Source organism: Streptomyces sp. NPDC056452, assembly GCF_042796085.1.
Classification (GTDB): domain Bacteria; phylum Actinomycetota; class Actinomycetes; order Streptomycetales; family Streptomycetaceae; genus Streptomyces.
This window is the reverse complement of the sequence record NZ_JBHTRI010000037.1, coordinates 57,769-78,337: the sequence shown is the minus strand read 5'-3', so window position 1 is coordinate 78,337 and position 20,569 is coordinate 57,769. Positions and strand designations below refer to the sequence as shown.

Genomic DNA, 20,569 nt, shown 5'->3' with positions numbered 1-20,569 from the left:
GGCCGGACACCCACTGGGTGTCCGGCCCTCTCCTGTCGGGGTGTCTCAGATGCCCTGCCACGAGGGCTTCGCCGCGTACGTGGCCCGGAAGTAGTCGGCGAGCTTCAGCTTCGACGCCGCCGCCTCGTCGACGACCACCGTGGCGCGCGGGTGCAGCTGCAGCGCGGACGCCGGCACGATCGAGGCGACCGGCCCCTCCACGGTCTGGGCGACCGCGTCGGCCTTGCCCTCGCCCGTGGCCAGGAGGATCGGGTGGCGCGACTCCAGGATCGTGCCGATGCCCTGGGTGATGACGTGGCGCGGCACCTGCTCGATGTCGTTGTCGAAGAAGCGTGCGTTGTCGACGCGGGTCTGCTCGGTCAGGGTCTTGATCCGGGTGCGGGAGGCGAGCGAGGAGCACGGCTCGTTGAAGCCGATGTGCCCGTCGGTGCCGATGCCGAGCAGCTGGAGGTCGACTCCGCCCGCCTCGGCGAGCGCCTTGTCGTACGCCTCGCAGGCGGCCTGGACGTCCTCGGCGGAGCCGTCCGGGCCCATGAAGGACGCCTCGGACAGGCCGAGCGGTTCGACGACCTCGCGCAGCACCACGGAACGGTACGACTCGGGGTGGCCGGCAGGCAGCCCGACGTACTCGTCGAGCTGGCAGATGCGGGCGCGCGAGGCGTCGACCGCGCCGGAGCGGACCTTGGCCGCCAGGGCCTGGTAAATGGGCAGCGGGGTCGAGCCGGTGGCAACGCCGAGCAGGGCGTCGGGCTTGCGGCTCAGCAGGGCGACGATGGCACCCGCGATGAGTTCGCCGCCTGCCGTGGCGTCCGGGACGATGACAACTTCCACGCTGTGCCTGCCGATCTGGAGAGTGGCGTCATGTGGTATAGACCAATCGAAGTCCAATCTAACAGAAGCCGGTAGTCCGGAGGTGAACTGTCCGGGCACGGAGGCCCCTGCGTCGCCCCGCTGGCGGAGGTCCGGTTTGTCGTGTTCGACTCGTGCGAGCCAGCACCGACCGGGAGGTACCGTCATGTCCGATCGTCCGGGTGTGATCATGTCCGCAGAGATGGCCGAGCAGCCCGAGGTGCTCAGGCGCATCCTCGGTCGGGGGGCCGGTCCGATCGGTGCCGTGGCCGCCGAGATCGCGGCGAGGAAGCCGCGCTTCGTCCTGCTCACCGCGCGCGGTACGTCGGACAACGCGGCGCTCTACGCGAAGTACCTCCTGGAGATCCGGCTCGGCCTGCCGTGCGGGCTGGCCTCGATGTCCACCACGACGGCGTACGGCGCGAAGCCGGATCTGACGGACGTCCTGGTGATCACCATCAGCCAGTCGGGGGGCTCGCCGGACCTGGTCGCCTCCACGAAGGCCGCGAGGGAGGCCGGCGCGGTCACCCTCGCGGTCACGAACAACCCGGACTCGGGGCTGGCCGCGGTCTCCGAGCACCACATCGACATCCTGGCGGGCCCGGAGCGGGCCCTGCCCGCCACGAAGACCTACACCGCCTCCCTGCTGGCGCTCTATCTCTTCGTGGAGGCCCTGGGCGGTGGTGACGGGGCGGCCGCGGCCGCGGTGCTGCCGGACCTGGCCGACGGGATCCTGGGCCGCAGGGCCGAGGTGGCGGGGCTGGCCTCGCGCTACCGCTTCGCCGAGCGCATGGTCATCACCTCGCGCGGTTACGGATATCCCACGGCCAAGGAGGCGGCCCTCAAGCTGATGGAGACCAGTTACATCCCCGCCCTGTCCTACTCGGGCGCGGATCTCCTGCACGGTCCGCTGGCCATGGTCGACAACATCTCCCCGGTGATCGCCGTGGTCACCGACGGACGGGGCGGAAAGGCCCTGCAGCCCGTCCTGGACCGGCTCCGTGGCCGCGGCGCCGACCTCTTCGTCGTCGGCCCCCAGGCGCAGGTGGAGGCGGCGTCCGCGGGCTTCGTGCTGCCGACGGCGGGGGTGGCGGAGGAACTGCAGCCGGTTCTGGAGATCCTGCCGCTGCAGATGCTGGCGTACGAGGTGACGATCGCCCGGGGTCAGGATCCGGACGCGCCGCGCGCCCTCGCCAAGATCACGGAGACGAGCTGACGTCCGCGGGGCCGGTTGCCGGGCGGGGTTCTGAAGTGGTTCCCGGGCGGTGCGGGGGCGGCTTCCGGGCGGTTCCGGGGCGGTTCCCGGGCGGTGCGGTCCGGCCCGTCGGGCCCCGAAAACACCCGCGGGCCGCGGCGCCGGGACGGGACCCTCAGCCCGTCCGGCACCGCAGCCCGGAGCTACCTGGCCGGCGGTGTGCGGTGCCTCCGGCCACTGGAGACACCGGCGCAGTCAGGGCAGAGAGCGCCGGGTGCCTCGATCCGCTCTCCTGTGCGGGGAGAGCGGAGGTCTGTCTTGTACATGATGCTCTTGTTCCATCATGTGCATACCTGGTGCATTGTGGACTAGACCAATAGTCCGTGTCCATCCATGGGTGCGGACATTTTTCTGTGCGCGCCCCCTCTGCACAGTGTCACGCATCGGCGGGCCGATCGGTTCGGAACCTGCCCGTTTCCACAGGTACGCTCGCCCTGTGCCCTCCATGAACGACCTTGTCCGCCAGCACACAGCCCTGAGTGACACCGACCTCGAGTGGCTCCATCTGCTGGTCTCGGAGTGGCAGCTGCTCTCCGATCTGTCCTTCGCCGACCTCGTCCTGTGGGTGCCCACCCGCGACGGGACCCGCTATGTGTCCGTGGCGCAGATGCGGCCCAACACCGGGCCCACCTCCTACCAGGACGACATGGTCGGCCATCTGGTGCCGCGGGGCCGCAGGCCCCTGCTGGACGCCGCCCTGGACGAGGGGCGGATCGTGCGCGAGGGCGACCCGGAGTGGCGCGAGGAGGTTCCCGTACGGGTCGAGTCGATCCCCGTACGCCGTGAGGGCCGGGTCCTCGGGGTCATCGCCCGCAATACGAACCTCCTCACCGTGCGTACGCCGTCCCGGCTGGAGCTCACCTACCTCCAGTCCGCGTCCGACCTGGCCCAGATGATCGCCGCCGGGTCCTTCCCGTTCCCGGGCCAGCAGGTCGACATGGATGCCTCGCCGCGCGTCGGCGACGGGCTGATCAGGCTCGATGCCGACGGCGTCGTCCAGTACGCCAGCCCCAACGGCCTTTCCGCCTACCACCGTCTCGGCCTCGCCTCCGATCTCGTCGGCCACCACCTCGGCGCGACGACGGCCGAGCTCGCGCCCTCGCGCGGCCCGGTCGACGAAGCCCTGGTCAAGGTGGCGAGCGGGTACGCGCCCCGGGAGTTCGAGGTCGAGGGCGAAGGCGGCGTGATCCAGCTGCGAGCGATTCCGCTCAAGCCCAAGGGCGTCCGCATCGGTTCGCTGGTCCTGCTCCGTGACGTCACGGAACTGAGGCGCCGTGAGCGGGAGTTGATCACCAAGGACGCCACCATCCGGGAGATCCACCACCGGGTGAAGAACAACCTCCAGACGGTGGCTGCCCTGTTGCGCCTCCAGGCCCGCCGCATGGACTCCGAGCAGGGACGCGAGGCGCTCAACGAGGCCGTGCGGCGCGTCGGTTCGATCGCCATCGTGCATGAGACGCTGTCCCAGAATCTGGACGAGCGGGTCGAGTTCGACGAGATCGCCGACCGTGTGATCGCGATGGTCTCGGAGATCTCGCCCGGCAAGGTCACCTGCCGCCGCACGGGCCGCTTCGGAGTCCTCGATGCGGAAGTGGCCACTCCGCTCTCGATGGTACTGACCGAGGTGCTGCAGAACGCACTGGAACACGCCTTCACCCCGGCCGAGTCCGGCACGGTGGAGGTGTCCGCGGTACGGGGCGGCTCACCCGCCGAGGGGCGGCTGCTGATCACCGTGACGGACGACGGGTGCGGCCTGCCCGAGGGATTCGACCCCCAGCGGGCCGGCAACCTGGGTCTGCAGATCGTGCGGACGTTGGTGGAGGGCGAGTTGGGCGGCACCTTCGGCATGGTCCCGGCGCCGGGGCGCGGCACCCAGGTCATCCTCGACATCCCGGTCACCAACGACAAATAGAGCGGCACCGCACAGAGCAGTGGGCCCGGACCGTGGTAACGGTCCGGGCCCACTGTGTGGTGCTCACGGTGCGATGCGCTTCGGGGGTACTGCGCGCTGCGACTCGAAGGCGGGGCTGTGCGTACGCTCTGTACGCGCCGCCTGGCTGAGGCTCGTCGTGCGGGGGGCGTCGGTCAGGCGCTGGCGTTACGCGCCCGGTTGCGAGCGGCGCGGCGCTTCATTGCGCGGCGCTCGTCCTCGCTGAGGCCACCCCAGACGCCGGAGTCCTGGCCGGACTCGAGCGCCCACTGCAGGCACTGCTCCATGACGGGGCAGCGACGGCAGACGGCCTTGGCTTCCTCGATCTGCAGCAGCGCAGGACCGGTGTTGCCGATGGGGAAGAACAGCTCCGGGTCTTCCTCACGACAAACGGCGTTGTGACGCCAGTCCATGGCTGCTACCTCTCCTTGGTATTACATGCGGATGCTTGTGAATGTGAACGCTTTCACGAATCCCCCCGCAGACGAAGGTCCGACTCCCAGATGAACTGGTTGTGGTCCTGTTGTGGTGAGGAGGGGTTCTGGCTCTCAGTGGAGGCCGATGTTGCGGGCCGTCCCGATCGCCATGTAGAGATTCGCAAACCTCGGCGGCGGATACAACCCCTTCTGGAAAGTTTTTTTTGATTCCTCGGTGTCGACTAGGTCACAGCCGTACTTCTAAGGGGTGGGGGCCAGCCCAAACGTTCGAGTTAAAGGACTTTGAGCCCTTCCACTCACACAATCACACGCAGTGCACGGCGTACGCCTGTGAACGTCACGCTCGTACGCAGTCCCAGGTGGTCACCGTCCATCTGGAAGGGCAGTGGAGCCTTTGAATGCAAGGTGAAGTCGGTGAGGTCATGGAGGGAGACTGCGTGCTTGCCGTGTGGGCCCTTCTCGGGGCTCGAAGTGAGCAGCTGGGTGGCGTACCGCGCCACCGCGGGCGTCGTGAGGCGCTTCAGACCGAGGATGTCCAGGCCGGTGTCGAAGGATGCCTTCGGAGCGGCGTACATCGGACGATTCCCCAGGTAGGTCCAGGGTGCGGTGTTGCAGATTATGGACAGCGCGAGGTCCGTGACCGGGTCCCGGCCGGGCACGTCCAGGGTGATCAGGCCCTTGCGGCGGTGCGGTTCCTCGAGGAACTGGCGGATCACCTGGCGCACGTACAGCGGATGGGTCGAACGCTTGCCGCGCTCGCGTTTCTGTTCGACGCGGCCGAGGACGCCCGCGTCGAATCCCAGTCCGGCACAGAAAGTGAACCAGCGTTCCGGAACGGCTTCGTCCGCCGTGCCCGGGGTGCCCGCCGCCAGGCCGAGGCCCACCGTGCGTTCGCTGCGGTCGGCGAGTGCGTCCAGGATGGCGCCGGTCGCTTCCACGGCGTCGTTGGGGATGCCCAGGGCGCGTGCGAACACATTGGTGGAACCGCCCGGAACCACGGCGAGGCTCGGCAGGCTGTCCACATCGGGCCCCTTGTGCAGCAGGCCGTTCACGACTTCGTTGACCGTGCCGTCGCCGCCGAGGGCGACCACGAGGTCGATGTCGTCGGAGTCGGCCGCACGTCGTCCCAGGTCCCGGGCGTGGCCGCGGTACTCAGTGGTCACGGCCTCGAGTTTCATCTCGCTCGCGAGGGCGTGGATGAGGACATCACGGGTCCGCGCACTGGTAGTGGTGGCAGCTGGGTTGACCACAAGAAGTGCGCGCATGCCCGCCAGAGTACCTACCGCGCGGTACCGGCCTGAAGTCCTGATCCGCTCGGTCCGCCGCCCGTAACGGAAAGTGACGACGCCCCGGGCCCGGCTCCGATCCGGCTCGACCCCGACTTCGCGTTCGGCGGGCCGGGATGCCAACCTGAACGGCGTGAGTACTCAGCAGAACGCGCCCTCCCCGTCGCCCTCGGCCGGCCCGGAGAGGCAGGGCCGGATCGCCGTCGTGGCCGCACTCAGTGCCCTGGAAGGGGCCGCGCTCGCCATCGGCGGGATCTACATGCTGGTCATGGGGCTGCTCGGCCGGCCCGAGAGCCCCCAGCAGGCCGAGATGGGCGGACTCACGCTGCTGGCGCTCGGGCTGATCCCGCTGTTCGCCGCCCGCGGGCTGCTGCTGCGGCGCAGCTGGAGCCGTGGCCCCGCGCTCATCACCCAGCTCATGGCGCTGCCGGTCGCCTGGACCCTGCTGCGTGCGCAGGGCGCACTGATCCCGGCCGGGATCGTCCTTGCCGCCGTCGCCGTGACCGCGCTCGTGCTGCTGCTCAACCCGGCGACCACGCGGGCGCTGGGCATCCGGGGGCCGCGGGCGACCCCCGAGGCCTGAGCCCGCGGGCGACCCCCGAGGCCTCAGCCCCGGGCCGTTCGTCCTCCGTCGCCCCGGCGCCTGCTCGGCCTACTCCTCGACGAGCAGCCGCTCGCGCAGCTGTGCGAGCGTGCGCGCCAGCAGTCGGGAGACGTGCATCTGGGAGATGCCGACCTCCTGGGCGATCTGCGACTGGGTCATGTTGCCAAAGAAGCGGAGCAGCAGAATCCGCTTCTCGCGCGGCGGGAGGTCCTCGAGGAGCGGCTTGAGCGACTCGCGGTACTCGACGCCCTCCAGCGCCTCGTCCTCGGAGCCGAGCGTGTCCGCGACCGCGGGGGACTCGTCATCCGTGTCCGGGACGTCCAGGGAGAGCGTGCTGTAGGCATTGGCCGATTCCAGGCCCTCCAGGACCTCCTCCTCGGAGATGCCCAGGCGCTCCGCGAGCTCGTGCACCGTCGGCGAGCGGCCGTGCTGCTGGGAGAGCTCAGCGGTTGCCGTGGTCAGCGACAGCCGCAGCTCCTGGAGGCGGCGGGGCACCCGCACCGCCCAGCCCTTGTCGCGGAAGTGCCGCTTGATCTCGCCGACGACCGTAGGGGTCGCGTACGTCGAGAACTCGACACCGCGGTCCGGGTCGAACCGGTCGACGGACTTGATCAGCCCGATCGTCGCGACCTGGGTCAGGTCGTCCAGCGGCTCGCCCCGGTTGCGGAATCTGCGGGCCAGGTGCTCGACGAGCGGGAGGTGCATGCGCACCAGCCGGTTGCGCAGCTCCGCCTTCTCCGGCGAGCCGTCGGCAAGCTCGCGCAGCTCGATGAAGAGTGCCCGCGCCCCGCTGCGGTCGTGTGGATCGTGGTGCCCGTGCTCGCTCATCTGGCCCGCCCGCTCTGCCTGCGACTGCTTCACCGCGACCGTGCGGCCTTGGGTCCCGTCCGCACCGTCCACCGGGTGCGGCCGGGCCTGTTGCTCCGGGACGGCTGCTGGGCGCACCACCCCGGATCGGATCGTCTCGTCCCGCACAGGACCGTCCCCGTTCCCGTTGCTCACGCCGGCCCGGGTCCCGCGCCGCGCTGTTTGTAGAGGCTGATGCTGACCGTACGGTCGTCGGCGACCGTGGAGTCGACCTTGCCGGCCAGTGCGGAGAGCACCGTCCAGGCGAAGGTGTCGCGCTCGGGAGCGCGGCCGTCCGTGGTCGGGGCCGACACGGTCACCTCGAGGGAGTCGTCGACGAGGCGGAAGACGCAGCTGAGGACGGAACCCGGCACGGCCTGCTGGAGCAGGATCGCGCAGGCCTCGTCGACCGCGATGCGAAGATCCTCGATCTCGTCGAGAGTGAAGTCCAAGCGCGCTGCGAGACCGGCCGTGGCCGTACGCAGCACCGACAGGTAGGCACCCGCAGCGGGCAGCCGGACCTCTACGAAGTCCTGATTCCCGGGCTCGCCTGCGATCTGGGACACCCTCACCTCCAAGGTGGCACAAACTCATTCGAGGCTCCGGGACGAGTGCCCGGAGCCATGCGGTCTTCGTCGGTTCTGTGGTTCGGCGACGCTATCGCGATCCATGATGCCGTGTCGCCGAGACCCCATCCCCTGACCGTCACTCATGGTAAGCCCATGAGTACGCACAGTGGCTAGAGGTCTGCGGTGGTCAATTGCGAAGAACCGGCGCCGGTTTGACGTACCCAGACGTCAGACGATCGAACCGTCCTCGAAGCACCAGCGCCAGTTGTCGCCGCATTCGTAACTTCGCATGACCGGATGACCTGTCTCGTGGAAGTGCGCCGTGGCGTGCTTCAGGGGCGACGAGTCGCAGCAGCCGACGTGGCCGCAGGTGAGGCAGAGCCGCAGCTGCACGGGATGACTGCCCGCGGCCAGACACTCGAGGCAGGTTTCGCTGAGCGGGGCGGGCTCGGGGCGCGGCACTTCGAGAACATGCAGGCACTCACTCATGATGGCCACGTTACGACGGATGCGAGGACGGTGAGATGGACGCGTTGCAGCTGGTGGCACTCGTAGCGGCCAGCGCGGCGGTCGCGGGGGCCGCGCGGCGGACCCCGGTGCCGGCCCCGTTGGTCCTGGTGGCCGTGGGCCTGCTGGCGGCGTACCTGCCGGGCGTACCGGACTACACGCTGGACGCGCACGTCGTGCTGCCGCTTCTGCTGCCCCCACTGCTGTACACGGCCGCGGTCGACAGCTCGTACCTCGATCTGCGGGCCAATCTGCGGCCGGTCGCCCTGCTCTCCGTGGGGTACGTGCTCTTCGCCACCGTCGCGGTGGGCTGGCTCGCGTACCTGGTCGTGCCCGACCTGCCACTGACCGCCGCGCTCGTGCTCGGCGCGGTGGTCGCCCCGCCGGACGCCGTCACGGCCGCCGCGATCGCCCGGCGGGTCGGGCTGCCCGCCAGGGTCACGACCATCCTCCAGGGCGAGTCCCTGGTGAACGACGCCACCGCGATCACCGCGTTCAGGGTCGCCCTTGCTGCCGCGGTCGGCGAGGGCGTCACCTGGGCCGAGGGGATCGGCGAGTTCCTGCTGGCGGCGGTCGGCGGAGTCGGCGTCGGCCTGCTGCTGATGGTGCCGCTGCACTGGCTGCGCACGCACCTCAAGGAGGCGTTGCTGCAGAACACCCTGTCGCTGCTGATCCCCTTCGTGGCGTACGCGGCCGCGGAGCGGGTGCACGCCTCCGGGGTGCTCGCCGTGGTCGTCGTCGCGCTCTACCTGGGGCATCGCTCCTGGCAGGTCGACTTCGCGACACGGCTCCAGGAGGCGGCTGTCTGGAAGATGGTCGCGTTCATCCTGGAGTCCGCGGTCTTCGCGCTCATCGGGCTGCAGCTGCCCTTCGTGCTGAGGGGGCTCGGCACCTACGGCGTCATCGAAGCCCTCTGGTACGCGGCCGCCGTGTTCATCGCAGTGGTCGTGGTGCGCTTCGTCTGGGTCTACCCGGCGAGCTACCTCCCCCTGTGGCTCTCCCGGCGCATCAGGGAACGCGAACCCGACCTGCCGTGGACCTCGCCGCTGATCGTGAGCTGGGCGGGGATGCGGGGCGTCGTCTCGCTCGCCATCGCGTTCTCCATCCCGCTGGTCACCCATGACGGGGAGGACTTCCCGGCCCGCAACCTGGTCCTCTTCCTGACCTTCACGACCGTCATCGCGACCCTGGTCATCCAGGGGCTCACCCTGCCGCTCCTCGTGCGGGTGCTGAAGCTCCCGGGACGTGACGTGCGGACCGAGACGCTGGCCGAGGCCCAGGCGCAGAGCGAGGCCTCCACGGCTGCGGAGACGCGTCTGGAGGAGTTGCTGTCCGATCCGCGCAACGCGCTGCCCGACCCGCTCACCGAACGTCTGCGGACCGTCATGGAACGGCGCCGCAACGCGGTGTGGGAGCGGCTCGGCGCGGCCAATCCGGTCACCGGGGAGTCGGCGGACGAGACCTACCGGCGACTCGCGCGGGAGATGATCGGCGCCGAGCGCGAGGTGTTCGTGCAGCTCAGGGACGAGCGTCGGATCGACGACGAGATGCTGCGCGCCCTGCTGCGCCGGCTCGACCTCGAAGAGGCGGCGGCCTACCGGGAGTCGGACGGGGACTGAGTGTCCGAGGGTCCTGTCGGTCCAGGTGCCCGTCGGTCCGGCCGCCCGGTGATCACGGCGGTCACCGTCGATCCCCGGGCGAAGGCTCCTTCCTGCGCCAGTGCGGTCAGGGCGTACAGCAGCTTGGCCACGTAGAGCCGCTCGACCGGCAGGCCGTGGCGGTCCTCGAAGTCGTCGGCGAACGCGTGCAGCTCCGGGGTCGTACGGGCGTAGCCGCCGAAGTGGAAGCGCTCGTCCAGGGACCACTGACCGGACCGTGAGCCGAACGCCTCGTGCTGCAGGTTCAGCACCACGTCCTCCAGGAAGCCGCCGCGCAGCACAGGAATGCCCAGGGCGCGCTGCCCCGGACCGAGTCCGGCAGCCAGCCCCGCCAGGGTGCCGCCGGTCCCGCAGGCCACCGCGACCGTGTCGCCCTGCCCGCGCAGCTCGTGGCCGAGCGCTGTGCAGCCCTGTGCGGCGAGAGCGTTGCTGCCACCCTCCGGGAGGACGGTGCACGCCCCGAAGAGGCTCAGCAGCCCGTCCAGGACCTCGGGAGCGGCCTTCGAGCGGTACGTCGCCCGGTCCACGAAGTGCAGCCGCATGCCGTCGGCCGCACACCGGGCGAGGGAGGGGTTGAGGGGGCGGGCGGCAAGCTCGTCGCCGCGTACGACGCCGACCGTCGGGAAGCCGAGCAGTCGTCCCGCGGCGGCCGTGGCGCGCAGGTGATTGGAGTAGGCACCGCCGAAGGTCAGAACGGTGCGTCCGGCGGCCGCCCGGAGGTTGGGGGCGAGCTTCCGCCACTTGTTGCCGGGCAGGTCGGGGTGGATCAGATCGTCGCGCTTGAGGAGCAGTGTCACGCCGTGACGCGCGAAGCGCTCGTCCTCGGCCGGCTGCAGGGGCGAGGGGAGAACCGGCTGCAGCCGGGAGAGGTCGAGCGCTTCGTGGTGCATGCACTCATTGTGCGGCCGGTGCGGCCTGCGCGGATGGCCGGCCGCTACTTGAGCCGGTCGTGGATCCGGGTGCGCATGCCCGTCATCGAGAAGCCGCGCGGGTCGACCTTGCCCGGCTGCCATTCCAGGTGGCCGATGACCGAGGGCGCGTCCCAGTGGTGGAAGCGGCAGACAGCTGCGGCCGCCTTCTCGACGGCTTCGAGCTGGACGGCGGGCCAGGGGTCCTTCCCGTCGCCGAGGTTCTCGCACTCGAACCCGTAGAAGTGCCGGTTTCCGTCGGTGTTGGCCTCGTTGTCCGCCGGGAGTCCCGTCTCCGCGATGACTGCGCGCAGGACGTCGTCGTCGCCGAGGCCGGCGTGGTTGGCGCGGCCGTAGCCGACCAGATGGACCCGGCCGTCCTTGGCGATCACGCCGTGGCAGAGCGGGCCGGGCAGGCCCGAGTAGCCGTCACGGCAGATCTCGACGGTGCGGGCGGTGCCCTTGGTGACGGTGTGATGGATCATCACGCCGTGCACCGGCCCCCAGGGGCCTTTGTGGTTGCGGTTGTGGGTACGCCAGTCGCCGACCTGGACGACGGTGAGCCCCTCGTCCTTCAGGACTTTGAGGAAGTTGCTCGCGGACATGGGTGAGGACATGGCCGACTCCTTTGGTGCGTGGGGAGTGTGTCCGTACAGCGCTTCTACCGGAACGCGGGCCTCCGGGCCACCTGTTCGGGCAAACTGCGCGTCGTTCCGGACAGTTCCGCGAGCTGCGGGCGCCGCATCCGTGGGTGGTCAGCCCCGGGCGAGCCAGAGGTCGGGGCCGAACACTTCGTAGTGGATGTCGGCCGCGCGCACGTCCTTGGCGAGCAGCTGGGAGCGGACGGCGCGCATGAAGGGCAGCGGACCGCAGAGGTAGGCGCGGGTTCCGGAAGCGATCGGAAGGGCGGTCAGGTCGACCGTACCGGTGCGCTCCCGGGGGTGGCCCGGCTCCGGGTGCTCGTACCAGAAGTGCGCGGTGGCGTCGTGGAGCTTGCCGGTGAACAGCGCGTGGTCCCTGCGCAGGGCGTGGTCGGCGGCCGAACGGTCGCCGTGCACCACGGTGACGGGGGAGCGGTGGTCCTTCGCCGCCAGGTGTTCCAGCATCGACAGCATGGGGGTGCAGCCGATGCCCGCCGAGGCGAGGAGCAGCGGGGCGTCGCTGTCGTCGAGCACCAGGTCGCCGTACGGGGCCGAGACGCGCAGCCGGTCGCCCTCCCGTACGTGGGCGTGCAGGTACTGCGAGACCTCGCCGTCGGGAGTGCCTTGGCCCCGTACCCGCTTGACGGTGATCGAACGCAGGGCGGAGCCCGGCGCGCGGGAGAGGCTGTACTGACGTATCTGGTGTGCGCCGTCGGGGAGTGCCACCTGTACGGAGACGTACTGGCCCGGGTGGAAGTCCGGGGCCGGAGCGCCGTCGGAGGGGGTGATCCCGAACGTGGCGACGTCCTTCGTCTCCTCGGTCCGCGAGGTCACCGTCCACTCACGCCACACGTCGCCCGCGACAACGCCCTGCTGGGCGTACAGCCGGCTCTCGATGGCGATGAGGGCGTTGGCCATCAGCCAGTAGACCTCGTCCCAGGCGGCGGCGACCTCCGGCGTGACCGCGTCACCGAGTACCTCGGTGATGGCCGCGAAGAGATAGGTGTGCACGACCTCGTACTGCGAGGGCGTGATGCCGAGCGATGCGTGCTTGTTGGCTATGCGGATGAGCATCGCGTCGGGGCGTATGTCCGGGTGGTCGACCAACTGGGCGGCGAAGGAGGCGATGGAGCCCGCGAGAGCCTGGCGCTGTGCGCCGGACGCCTGGTTGCCGCGGTTGAACAGGTCGCGGAGCAACTCGGGCCGGGCGTCGAACAGCTTCCGGTAGAAGAGGTCCGCGATGTCGCCGATGCCTGCCCCGACGGCGGGCAGGGTGGCACGGACGGTCGCGGTCGACGTCTCGGAGAGCATGGGGTGACTCCTCAGGTGTGGAGTGGAGCAGGGCGAACGGATTAGAAGTGGTATATGAGATGCGTATTTTAGGGCGGCGAAATCGGCGCACGGTGGAGCGTGCGCGGGTCAGTCCGACGGGGGACGGCTGCCGCTGATGCCGATCAGCAGGGGGCCGGTGGGGGAGGAGACGAGATCGGTGACGGCGATGGGGTCGAGCGAGGCGTAGAAGGCCTCTTCCGCCGCGCGGAGTGCGGAACGCAGCCTGCAGGCGGAGCGCAGCGGACAGGGGGTGGCGCCCTCGCACTCGACCACCTCGCCTGGCCCTTCCAGCTCGCGCACGAGAGCGCCGACCGATGCGGACCGGCCGGCTCCGGTGAGGGTGAGGCCGCCCCCGCGGCCGCGGCGTGCGTCGACGAGGCCGAGGTGCTGGAGCCGGGCGACGACCTTCGCGGCGTGGGTGTACGGCACCTGCATGGTGGCCGCGACCTCCCGGGTGGTCGGCGGGTCCTCGTCCCCCGTCGCGACAGCCAGCCGCATGAGTACACGCAGTGCCACGTCGGTGAATCTCGTCAGGCGCATGGGCTCAGCGTAGTTATGTTGCATGAGGGATGCAAATTAAAGAGGGTGCGCGGCGACGCAGGGCAACGTGCCCCGACGCGAGCCCGAATAGTCACACTCTTTTGTGTAATAGCGCGCCGTGTCCTTCTGCTGAAAGGCTTCTTCTCGCAGGTCAGTCCATGATCGAGAGGATGTCGGATGTCCGTTGGTGAAGAGGTTCGCGACACGCAGCCGCCGCCGCAGCAGAGTCTCGGCACAGCGGCTGCGCGGAACCTCGCGACAACGACCAAGTCCGCCCCGCAGATGCAGGAGATCACCTCGCGGTGGCTGCTGCGCATGCTGCCGTGGGTGCAGGTGCAGGGCGGGACCTACCGGGTGAACCGCCGGCTCAGCTATTCGGTCGGAGACGGCCGGTTGACCTTTGTCCAGACCGGCGACCGGGTCACGGTCATCCCCGCGGAGCTCGGCGAACTGCCCGCCCTGCGGGACTTCGGGGACGAAGAGGTGCTGGGCGAGCTGGCGCGCAGGTGCGAGCAGCGCGACGTTGCGGCCGGGGAGGTGCTCGCCGCCTCGGGGGACGCGGCGGACCGCGTCTTCCTGCTCGCCCACGGCAAGGTCGAGAAGGTCGGGTCCGGCCCGTACGGCGACGAGACGGTGCTCGGAGTCCTCGCCGACGGCGCCTACTTCGGCGACCAGGCGCTGATCGACGGCGACGCGGCCTGGGAGTACACGGCCCGGGCCGTCACCGCGTGCACGCTGCTGACGCTGCGCCGTTCGGACGTGCTCAACCTCGCGGCCCGCGCCGACTCGCTGCGCGACCACCTCGCCGGACTGCTCTCCATCCCTCACCAGCGCACCAACCGCTACGGCGAGGCGGAGATCGATCTGTCCGCCGGACACGTGGGGGAGAGCGTCGTCCCGCACACGTTCGTCGACTACGAGTCGGCTCCACGTGAATACGAGCTGAGCGTCGCCCAGACCGTGCTGAAGGTGCACAGCAGGGTCGCCGATCTCTACAACCAGCCGATGAACCAGACCGAGCAGCAGCTGCGGCTCACCGTCGAGGCGCTGAGGGAGCGCCAGGAGCACGAACTGGTCAACAACCGCGAGTTCGGACTGCTCAACAACTGCGACTACGGGCAGCGGCTCCAGCCCCACGACGGGGCCCCCAGCCCCGACGACATGGACGAACTGCTGTCGCGCCGGCGCGGGTCGAACCTCTTCCTGGCCCATCCCCGGGCCATCGCCGCCTTCGGCCGCGAGTGCAACAAACGCGGTCTGGTGCCGGAGAGCGTGGAGGTCGGCGGGCACCATGTGCCCGCGTGGCGCGGAGTTCCGATCTTCCCGTGCAACAAGATCCCGGTCACCGATGCCCGCACCACATCGATCATCTGCATGCGGACCGGTGAAGCGGACCAGGGAGTCGTCGGACTTCAGCAGAGCGGCATCCCGGACGAGATCGAGCCGAGCCTGTCGGTCCGCTTCATGGGCATCGACGAGCAGGCGATCATCTCGTACCTGGTAACGGCCTACTACTCCGCCGCCATCCTGGTGCCGGATGCCCTCGGTGTCCTGGAGAACGTCGAGGTCAGCCGCTGGCGGTGATCCGCCCGGGGGCCCGGGCGACGCCGGCCCGGGCCCCGTACGCGCAGGGCCACGACAGAGGTGCCCCCGGGGCACCCGGAAGGAGTGACCGTGACCATGACGAGTACGGACGCCGCGACGGAAGGGCACGAGGCCGCCGCGCTCCTGGAGCGCACCCGCGGCGTCGTCGACCCGCACCTGCGAGCTGCCGTGGAATCGCTGCCCCCAGGCATACGCCAGGTCGCGATGTACCACTTCGGCTGGCAGAACGCGGACGGAAGCCCGGCCTCGGGACTGGCCGGCAAGGCCATCAGGCCCGCACTGGTCCTGGCCGCCGCCCGCGCGCTGGGCGGCGATCCGGATCACGCCGTACGGGCCGCCGTGGCCGTGGAGCTGGCGCACAACTTCACCCTGCTCCACGACGACGTGATCGACGAGGACGCCACCCGCAGGCACCGGCCCACGGCGTGGGCGGTGTTCGGTGTGCCGGACGCCGTCATCACCGGCGACGCCATGCTCGCCCTCGCACAGCGGCTGCTGTCCGACGACCCGCACCCGGCGTCCGCACCTGCTTCGGCCCGGCTGTCCACCTGCGTCATCGAACTGTGTGCGGGGCAACAGGCCGACTGCGCCCTGGAGAAGCGCGGCCCCGACGACGTCACGCTGGACGAGTGCCTCACGATGGCCACTGCCAAGACGGGTGCGCTGCTCGGCTGTGCCTGTGCCCTCGGCGCCCTGTACGCGGGGGCCGGGGAGCGGGCTGTGGGAGCCATGGACGGCTTCGGGAGGGAGGCAGGTCTCGCGTTCCAGCTCATCGACGACCTGATCGGGATCTGGGGGGACACGGACCGCACGGGCAAACCGGTCGGGGCGGACCTGTCGGCCCACAAGAAGTCCCTGCCGGTGGTGGCCGCCCTCACCTCGGGCACGCCCGCGGCCGCCGAACTGGCCGCGCTCTACCGGGGAGCCATGAACACCCCGGACGAGGTGAGCAGGGCAGCCGGCGCGGTGGACCGGGCGGGCGGCCGGGACTGGGCCCAGATGTGCGCGGCGGACCGGATGGCCCGGGCGGTCCACCATCTGTCCCGTGCGGTGCCCGATCCGGCCGCCGCCGGTGACCTGCTCGCCCTGGCCGAGTTCGTCACCCGCAGGACGCACTGAGCCGAGGCCTCCGTGACCGGCACCCCGATTCAACTCTAGGATCCCGAAGGTCGGTTGGGACCATCACATCGGGGACGAAGGGGCGGGGCCGGTCATGGGTGTACGCATACGGCAGGCGGACGAGCGGGACAGGGACCAGGTCGTACGGATCCTGGACGAGGCGTTCCACAACGACCCGGTGAGCGGTTGGGTCTTTCCGGACGAGGAGCACCGGCGCGCGGTGCACGGGAAGTTCCTCGGCGTCTTCGCCGACATCACGCTGGCGGGCGGCCGGATCGACATTCTGGAGGACGGCACGGCCGTGGCCCTCTGGCTCTCGGTCCCGGCGGGGGCACCCGAGGGGGACGACGGCACGCCCGCACTCATGAGGGAGACCGCTGACCCCGACAACGAACGGGCCGAACTGATCGGGAGGCTGACGGGCGCCGTCCATCCGCACGACCGCGCCCACGAGTATCTGCTGATGATCGGCGTCTCGCCGGAGCGCCAGGGGGAGGGGATCGGGGAAGCGCTCATCACCCAGGTGCTGGAGCGGTGCGACCGCGATGGAGTCCCGGCCTACCTGGAGGCGAGCAGCGAGCGCAGCCGAGGTCTCTACGAGCGGCTCGGGTTCACCTTCATGGGGCGGACCGTGGACCTTCCGGACGGTCCCTCCATGTGGCCCATGTGGCGTGATCCGTACACAGTCTGAACAGCGGTCAGGGTGACGCACGGGAGAAGGGGAGGGTGCCACCGGGGCGGCACCGGGCACGGGCTACAGTCCCTGCACATGACAGATGAGTCGTGGGCAGGCTGGTACCGGGACCGTCACGGTTCCGAACCGGTCATCCTCACCACGGACGGGCAGCAACTCCGGATCCGCGTCAGGGGTTCCGCCTTCGAGGGCGAGAGCTTCGACAGCCTGAGCCCCGTGGCCGCTGTGCCGCCTGAAGACGGGGCGTTCGACCTGGTGGACGGTGCGCTCAGCGACTGCGTCCTCGAGTGGGACCTGCCGCTTCCGGTCCTCGTCTCCGGCACGCTCCGCCAGGTCACGCTCAGTTGCCTGCTGTCGCTGCGCCGCGCCGACCCGGATCTGTACCTCGTCCTCCATCTGGACGGAGCGGCGTACGAATCGAACCGGGCCGAGAGCGACTTCGCGTCCGCCCTGGCGACGATCCAGCGCATCCTGCCGCCCGGTATCCGTCTCCAGACGTGCATCGCCTGCGCCTTCTCGGACTATTTCCCCGTACCGGTCCGCGGGCTCTCCGGCGGGCTCGCCTGCTTCCGCGGGGCGAAGGACGCGTACCGCGACGCCGCAGGCGGCGGAGACGTCGCCGACCTGTGGGACAGGCGGACGGGACTGGTCCAGGAGATCTGGAGCTGCCCGGAGTTCGAACCCCGTCCGGCCGAGGGGGCGGGGACGGGCCATCGCGGCGCCTTCCCGCTGGAGCTTGCCTGATCCCCGACACCCGGCATGCGCGTAGGGGCCGCTCCGGAGCGGCCCCTACGGCAATTGGATCCGGCGGTGTCAGGAGGCGGTGCGGGCGAGCGCCGCCGCGAAGCCGTTCTGCCACAGGGTGTTCACCCGCGAGCGCTCGGTCGCGTTCGGGTAGGCGTTCGTGCAGGACGTGCCGGGGCCACCGCCCGACATGAGCTCACTGCACGGGCCGGTGTAGTGGTCCGGAAGCCCGAGCACGTGCCCGGTCTCGTGAGCGGTCACACGGGTCGAGTTGTACTGCTGGTTCTGGGCGTAGTCGAGGAAGATGTAGCCGCTGCCGTGCCCGTCGGTGCTCGCGTACGAGCCCCGTGAGTCGTTGCCCTCGTAGTAGCTGAAGTCGGCGTTGGAGCCCTCCTGCAGCCTGACGTTGCTGACCGAGCTGTTCCAGATGCTGGTGCTGCTCGCTATCTGGCTGCGGAAGCTGGGGGCGTTGGCGGTGCTGTAGATCACGGTGACGGCCAGGGCGCCCGGCTTGGCGGCGCGCTTCTCGGCGACCGACTTCATGACGGCGTCGAAGAAGGCCTTGTTCGCTGCGGCGTTCTCGCTGGAACCGGCGTACGCGGCGTAGCCGGCCTGAGCGGTCGTGACGGAGGTGGAGGGAGCGACAGGGGCCGGGGCCGCGGCGACCGCGGGCGTGGTGCCCAGTGCGGCGGCGAGGGTGAGGCCGAGACCGGCCACAACCGACATGATGGCTGTCCTGGGGTGTCTCATGGGGGGTTCTCCTACCTGTCCGATGAACCCTGTCCGGTGGGCCGGACAGGGAACGGGTGGGGGGTACGGAGAGAGTGTGTTGCGCGGCCGGGCCGCAGCGGATGATGTCAACCGGCGATAGTGCCGCCCTATCGCCCCCACAGCACCAGCACAGCAACCGCACATACACAGCGCCCCAACACTCCCTGAATTGCGGCTGTTTAGTGGGGTTGAGCCGTCTGGTGCACCGTGTACGGACAGCCATACGCTCCTCGCCATGGAGCTCGAGGTGAGACACCTCAAGGCGCTCTGCGCCATCGCCGACACGGGCAGCCTGCACCAAGCGGCCCGACGGCTCGGCGTGAGCCAGCCCTCCCTGACCACCCAGCTGCAGCGCATCGAGAAGTCCCTGGGGGCGGAACTCTTCCGGCGGGAGAGGACCGGCTGCCGGCCGACCCTGCTCGGACGCGCCGTCCTCAGCAGGGCCCGCCCCCTGGTCGACGGCATGACCGCCCTGGTCGGAGCCGCCCTGGCAGAGGCCGAGGCGGCCCGCGCGGAAGGCCCGCGGCTCCGCATCGGATCCACCGCGAGCCGGGTGATCGGCGGGTGGTTGCGCAGACTGCGGGTGCGGCTGCCCGGCACGGACATCTCGCTGCGCGTGGACGTCTCCGCCCGGACGCTGCTGCGCACGGTCGCGGCGGGCCGCCTCGACGTCGCGTTCGTCCACGAGGTGGAGGGCTTCCCGCTGGACGTTCCGGAGGGCCTGGACCGGCGCGTACTCCTGGACCGGGAACCGCAGTTCATCTCGCTGTCCCGCGACCATCCCGCGGCGGGCAGCTCCGTGGTGGAGCTCAGTGACCTGGCAGCCGATCGCTGGATGGTCGACCCGTCGGTGGACGGCGAATGGGACGGCGTACGCCGGGTGCTCGGCGCCGCCGGCCTCGACCCGCCCGTCCTGCACGGCGACTACCTCACGGCGGCCTCCCTGGTCGTACTCGGCGAGGCGGTCGCTCCCTGCCAGCCCACCTCGGGCCCGCGCGACGACATGGCGATCCGGCCCCTGCGCGGCGATCCGCTGGCCGTGCGGCTGATGCTGGTCTCCCGGCCGGGCGCCGACACGGACGTGGTGTACGGGGAACTGGAAGCGGCGTACCGCGAAGCTGCCCAGCGGGCGGCGGGCTACCACCAGTGGCTGCTGCGCAACCGAAGTCCGCTCGCGCATACGCCCTGAACCGCGCGGAGTTCCCCGTTCTGCCGACAGCGAGGCACCGTTTCCCGCAGGCGTCACGACGGGCAAGGTCATCCCATGAAGATCCTGATGCTGGGCGGCACCGAATTCGTCGGCCGGGCCGTGACCGACGCGGCGCTCACCCGCGGCTGGCAGGTCACGGTGTTCCACCGCGGCCGCCATGCGGCACCGCCGGGTGTGCGGGTACTGACCGGCGACCGCACGACGGGCGAGGACGGCCTCGCCTCCCTCGCCGAAGGCGCCTGGGACCTGACCGTCGACACCTGGAGCGGCGCCCCCTGCGCCGTACGGGACGCGGCCCGTCTGCTGGCCGGACGGACCGGGCACTACACCTATGTCTCCAGCCGTTCCGTGTACGCCTACCCCACCCCGGCCGGGCTGCCCGAGGACGGCCCGCTGGTCGCCGGCGCCTCTCCCGACGCGGGCGCCGACGTCCCGTACGCCCTGGCCAAGCGCGGCGGTGAACTCGCGGCGCTCGACGCCTTCGGCGACCGGGCGCTGCTGGCCCGTGCCGGCCTGATCCTCGGTCCCGGCGAGAACGTGGGCCGGCTGCCGTGGTGGCTGGAGAGGACCGCCCGCGGCGGCCCCGTCATCGCCCCCGGGCCACGGGACGCCGCTCTCCAGTACATCGACGCCCGCGACCTGGCGAACTGGATCCTGGACGCCGCGGCGAGCGGCCTGGGCGGCGCGTACAACACGGTCAGCCGGCCCGGTCACACCACGATGGGCGAGCTGCTCGACACCTGTGTCCGGGTCACCGGCTCGCAAGCCGAACTGCGCTGGACCGACCCGGACGTGCTCCTCGCCGCGGGAGTCGAACCCTGGAGCGACCTGCCGGTCTGGCTGCCCGCCGGCGAGCTCTACGACTCCTTGCACCAGGGCGACGTAGCCAAGGCCCATGCCGCCGGGCTGCGGTGCAGACCCGTGGGCGACACGGTGGCGGACACCTGGGAGTGGATGCGCGAGCGGGGCGGCAAGGCCCCTCAGCGGCCGGACAGGCCCCCGGTCGGGCTCGACGCGCGGACCGAGGCGAAGCTTCTGGCGGCAACCGACAGCCCTTAGCGTGG

General features: G+C 70.5%; 21 protein-coding genes. 10 read left to right on the top strand and 11 right to left on the bottom strand.

All coding sequences use genetic code 11. The features are described 5' to 3' along the window. Window positions 1-45: 45 nt before the first annotated feature. The gene (gene nagB / locus ACFQ6X_RS29755; protein ID WP_383185916.1) at window positions 46-831 is read right to left on the bottom strand and encodes a glucosamine-6-phosphate deaminase; all 786 of its coding nucleotides are present in this window, start codon (window positions 829-831) and stop codon (window positions 46-48) included. 184 nt (window positions 832-1,015) lie between these two features. On the opposite strand from nagB, the gene ACFQ6X_RS29750 reads away from it, so the two are divergent. After that, window positions 1,016-2,065 (top strand): SIS domain-containing protein, encoded by a 1,050-nt coding sequence (locus ACFQ6X_RS29750; protein ID WP_383185914.1) that lies wholly within the window; start codon window positions 1,016-1,018, stop codon window positions 2,063-2,065. Between the two features lie 484 nt (window positions 2,066-2,549). Then, window positions 2,550-4,016 (top strand): sensor histidine kinase, encoded by a 1,467-nt coding sequence (locus ACFQ6X_RS29745; RefSeq protein WP_383185922.1) that lies wholly within the window; start codon window positions 2,550-2,552, stop codon window positions 4,014-4,016. Between the two features lie 173 nt (window positions 4,017-4,189). Here the strand turns inward: ACFQ6X_RS29745 and ACFQ6X_RS29740 are convergent, their stop codons facing one another. Together ACFQ6X_RS29740 and ACFQ6X_RS29735 are read right to left on the bottom strand one after the other, a co-directional pair. Next, complete coding sequence (locus ACFQ6X_RS29740) at window positions 4,190-4,447, bottom strand: WhiB family transcriptional regulator (RefSeq protein WP_003953983.1); 258 nt, start codon at window positions 4,445-4,447, stop codon at window positions 4,190-4,192. Between the two features lie 320 nt (window positions 4,448-4,767). Continuing rightward, the gene (locus ACFQ6X_RS29735; RefSeq protein WP_329207530.1) at window positions 4,768-5,736 is read right to left on the bottom strand and encodes a diacylglycerol kinase family protein; all 969 of its coding nucleotides are present in this window, start codon (window positions 5,734-5,736) and stop codon (window positions 4,768-4,770) included. A gap of 154 nt (window positions 5,737-5,890) precedes the next feature. Here ACFQ6X_RS29735 and ACFQ6X_RS29730 point away from each other — a divergent pair, with 154 nt between their 5' ends. Beyond that, the gene (locus tag ACFQ6X_RS29730) at window positions 5,891-6,340 is read left to right on the top strand and encodes a hypothetical protein (RefSeq protein WP_329207528.1); all 450 of its coding nucleotides are present in this window, start codon (window positions 5,891-5,893) and stop codon (window positions 6,338-6,340) included. Window positions 6,341-6,409: 69 nt separating this feature from the next. On the opposite strand, the gene ACFQ6X_RS29725 is transcribed toward ACFQ6X_RS29730, so the two are convergent. From ACFQ6X_RS29725 to ACFQ6X_RS29715, 3 genes are all read right to left on the bottom strand, one after another. Further along, window positions 6,410-7,336, bottom strand: coding sequence for an RNA polymerase sigma factor SigF (locus tag ACFQ6X_RS29725; RefSeq protein WP_383185920.1), 927 nt, complete (start codon window positions 7,334-7,336; stop codon window positions 6,410-6,412). 23 nt (window positions 7,337-7,359) lie between these two features. Continuing rightward, a complete protein-coding gene (locus ACFQ6X_RS29720; RefSeq protein ID WP_003966375.1) occupies window positions 7,360-7,773 on the bottom strand; it encodes an anti-sigma regulatory factor in 414 nt (137 codons plus the stop codon). A 231-nt stretch (window positions 7,774-8,004) separates the two neighbouring features. Then, window positions 8,005-8,265: a UBP-type zinc finger domain-containing protein gene (locus ACFQ6X_RS29715; RefSeq protein ID WP_383185911.1), complete on the bottom strand. Its 261-nt coding sequence runs from the start codon at window positions 8,263-8,265 to the stop codon at window positions 8,005-8,007. A gap of 35 nt (window positions 8,266-8,300) precedes the next feature. Between ACFQ6X_RS29715 and ACFQ6X_RS29710 the strand changes: the two genes are divergently transcribed. Continuing rightward, a complete protein-coding gene (locus ACFQ6X_RS29710; RefSeq protein WP_383185909.1) occupies window positions 8,301-9,902 on the top strand; it encodes a Na+/H+ antiporter in 1,602 nt (533 codons plus the stop codon). Here ACFQ6X_RS29710 and ACFQ6X_RS29705 read toward each other — a convergent pair. The 4 genes from ACFQ6X_RS29705 to ACFQ6X_RS29690 all read right to left on the bottom strand — a co-directional run bounded on the left by ACFQ6X_RS29705 (window position 9,878) and on the right by ACFQ6X_RS29690 (window position 13,362). Continuing rightward, entirely contained in the window at window positions 9,878-10,831 is a 954-nt protein-coding gene (locus ACFQ6X_RS29705; RefSeq protein WP_383185908.1) for a 1-aminocyclopropane-1-carboxylate deaminase/D-cysteine desulfhydrase, read from the bottom strand. The two genes, ACFQ6X_RS29710 and ACFQ6X_RS29705, sit on opposite strands and share 25 nt — an antisense overlap. A gap of 44 nt (window positions 10,832-10,875) precedes the next feature. After that, entirely contained in the window at window positions 10,876-11,466 is a 591-nt protein-coding gene (locus ACFQ6X_RS29700) for an N-acetylmuramoyl-L-alanine amidase (protein ID WP_383185906.1), read from the bottom strand. A gap of 138 nt (window positions 11,467-11,604) precedes the next feature. Further along, window positions 11,605-12,801 (bottom strand): globin domain-containing protein, encoded by a 1,197-nt coding sequence (locus tag ACFQ6X_RS29695; protein ID WP_383185904.1) that lies wholly within the window; start codon window positions 12,799-12,801, stop codon window positions 11,605-11,607. Window positions 12,802-12,909: 108 nt separating this feature from the next. Further along, complete coding sequence (locus ACFQ6X_RS29690; RefSeq protein ID WP_383185902.1) at window positions 12,910-13,362, bottom strand: RrF2 family transcriptional regulator; 453 nt, start codon at window positions 13,360-13,362, stop codon at window positions 12,910-12,912. Window positions 13,363-13,539: 177 nt separating this feature from the next. On the opposite strand from ACFQ6X_RS29690, the gene ACFQ6X_RS29685 reads away from it, so the two are divergent. From ACFQ6X_RS29685 to ACFQ6X_RS29670, 4 genes are all read left to right on the top strand, one after another. Then, window positions 13,540-14,946, top strand: a complete 1,407-nt coding sequence (locus tag ACFQ6X_RS29685) for a family 2B encapsulin nanocompartment shell protein (protein ID WP_383185900.1) — start codon at window positions 13,540-13,542, stop codon at window positions 14,944-14,946. Between the two features lie 96 nt (window positions 14,947-15,042). Next, window positions 15,043-16,086 carry a family 2 encapsulin nanocompartment cargo protein polyprenyl transferase gene (locus tag ACFQ6X_RS29680; protein ID WP_383185898.1) on the top strand — a complete coding sequence of 348 codons (1,044 nt, stop codon included), beginning with the start codon at window positions 15,043-15,045 and terminating at the stop codon, window positions 16,084-16,086. 94 nt (window positions 16,087-16,180) lie between these two features. After that, window positions 16,181-16,777: a GNAT family N-acetyltransferase gene (locus ACFQ6X_RS29675; RefSeq protein WP_383185896.1), complete on the top strand. Its 597-nt coding sequence runs from the start codon at window positions 16,181-16,183 to the stop codon at window positions 16,775-16,777. A 78-nt stretch (window positions 16,778-16,855) separates the two neighbouring features. Continuing rightward, window positions 16,856-17,524 carry a DUF6304 family protein gene (locus ACFQ6X_RS29670; RefSeq protein ID WP_383185894.1) on the top strand — a complete coding sequence of 223 codons (669 nt, stop codon included), beginning with the start codon at window positions 16,856-16,858 and terminating at the stop codon, window positions 17,522-17,524. 69 nt (window positions 17,525-17,593) lie between these two features. Here ACFQ6X_RS29670 and snpA read toward each other — a convergent pair whose 3' ends face one another. Further along, window positions 17,594-18,274, bottom strand: a complete 681-nt coding sequence (gene snpA, locus ACFQ6X_RS29665) for a snapalysin (protein WP_383185892.1) — start codon at window positions 18,272-18,274, stop codon at window positions 17,594-17,596. 256 nt (window positions 18,275-18,530) lie between these two features. On the opposite strand from snpA, the gene ACFQ6X_RS29660 reads away from it, so the two are divergent. Both ACFQ6X_RS29660 and ACFQ6X_RS29655 read left to right on the top strand, forming a co-directional pair. Continuing rightward, window positions 18,531-19,484 carry a LysR substrate-binding domain-containing protein gene (locus ACFQ6X_RS29660; protein ID WP_383185891.1) on the top strand — a complete coding sequence of 318 codons (954 nt, stop codon included), beginning with the start codon at window positions 18,531-18,533 and terminating at the stop codon, window positions 19,482-19,484. 75 nt (window positions 19,485-19,559) lie between these two features. Then, window positions 19,560-20,564 carry an NAD-dependent epimerase/dehydratase family protein gene (locus tag ACFQ6X_RS29655; RefSeq protein WP_383185889.1) on the top strand — a complete coding sequence of 335 codons (1,005 nt, stop codon included), beginning with the start codon at window positions 19,560-19,562 and terminating at the stop codon, window positions 20,562-20,564. Window positions 20,565-20,569 lie beyond the last annotated feature (5 nt).

Excerpts from the sequence above, each read along its gene's own strand:
- ACFQ6X_RS29750 (WP_383185914.1), top strand. The coding sequence starts at position 1,016 with ATGTCCGATCGTCCGGGTGTGATCATGTCCGCAGAGATGGCCGAGCAG.
- ACFQ6X_RS29745 (WP_383185922.1), top strand. The coding sequence starts at position 2,550 with ATGAACGACCTTGTCCGCCAGCACACAGCCCTGAGTGACACCGACCTC.
- ACFQ6X_RS29740 (WP_003953983.1), bottom strand. The coding sequence starts at position 4,447 with ATGGACTGGCGTCACAACGCCGTTTGTCGTGAGGAAGACCCGGAGCTG.
- ACFQ6X_RS29735 (WP_329207530.1), bottom strand. The coding sequence starts at position 5,736 with ATGCGCGCACTTCTTGTGGTCAACCCAGCTGCCACCACTACCAGTGCG.
- ACFQ6X_RS29715 (WP_383185911.1), bottom strand. The coding sequence starts at position 8,265 with ATGAGTGAGTGCCTGCATGTTCTCGAAGTGCCGCGCCCCGAGCCCGCC.
- ACFQ6X_RS29710 (WP_383185909.1), top strand. The coding sequence starts at position 8,301 with ATGGACGCGTTGCAGCTGGTGGCACTCGTAGCGGCCAGCGCGGCGGTC.
- ACFQ6X_RS29705 (WP_383185908.1), bottom strand. The coding sequence starts at position 10,831 with ATGCACCACGAAGCGCTCGACCTCTCCCGGCTGCAGCCGGTTCTCCCC.
- ACFQ6X_RS29700 (WP_383185906.1), bottom strand. The coding sequence starts at position 11,466 with ATGTCCTCACCCATGTCCGCGAGCAACTTCCTCAAAGTCCTGAAGGAC.
- ACFQ6X_RS29695 (WP_383185904.1), bottom strand. The coding sequence starts at position 12,801 with ATGCTCTCCGAGACGTCGACCGCGACCGTCCGTGCCACCCTGCCCGCC.
- ACFQ6X_RS29690 (WP_383185902.1), bottom strand. The coding sequence starts at position 13,362 with ATGCGCCTGACGAGATTCACCGACGTGGCACTGCGTGTACTCATGCGG.
- ACFQ6X_RS29685 (WP_383185900.1), top strand. The coding sequence starts at position 13,540 with ATGTCCGTTGGTGAAGAGGTTCGCGACACGCAGCCGCCGCCGCAGCAG.
- ACFQ6X_RS29680 (WP_383185898.1), top strand. The coding sequence starts at position 15,043 with ATGACGAGTACGGACGCCGCGACGGAAGGGCACGAGGCCGCCGCGCTC.
- ACFQ6X_RS29675 (WP_383185896.1), top strand. The coding sequence starts at position 16,181 with ATGGGTGTACGCATACGGCAGGCGGACGAGCGGGACAGGGACCAGGTC.
- ACFQ6X_RS29670 (WP_383185894.1), top strand. The coding sequence starts at position 16,856 with ATGACAGATGAGTCGTGGGCAGGCTGGTACCGGGACCGTCACGGTTCC.
- snpA (WP_383185892.1), bottom strand. The coding sequence starts at position 18,274 with ATGAGACACCCCAGGACAGCCATCATGTCGGTTGTGGCCGGTCTCGGC.
- ACFQ6X_RS29660 (WP_383185891.1), top strand. The coding sequence starts at position 18,531 with ATGGAGCTCGAGGTGAGACACCTCAAGGCGCTCTGCGCCATCGCCGAC.
- ACFQ6X_RS29655 (WP_383185889.1), top strand. The coding sequence starts at position 19,560 with ATGAAGATCCTGATGCTGGGCGGCACCGAATTCGTCGGCCGGGCCGTG.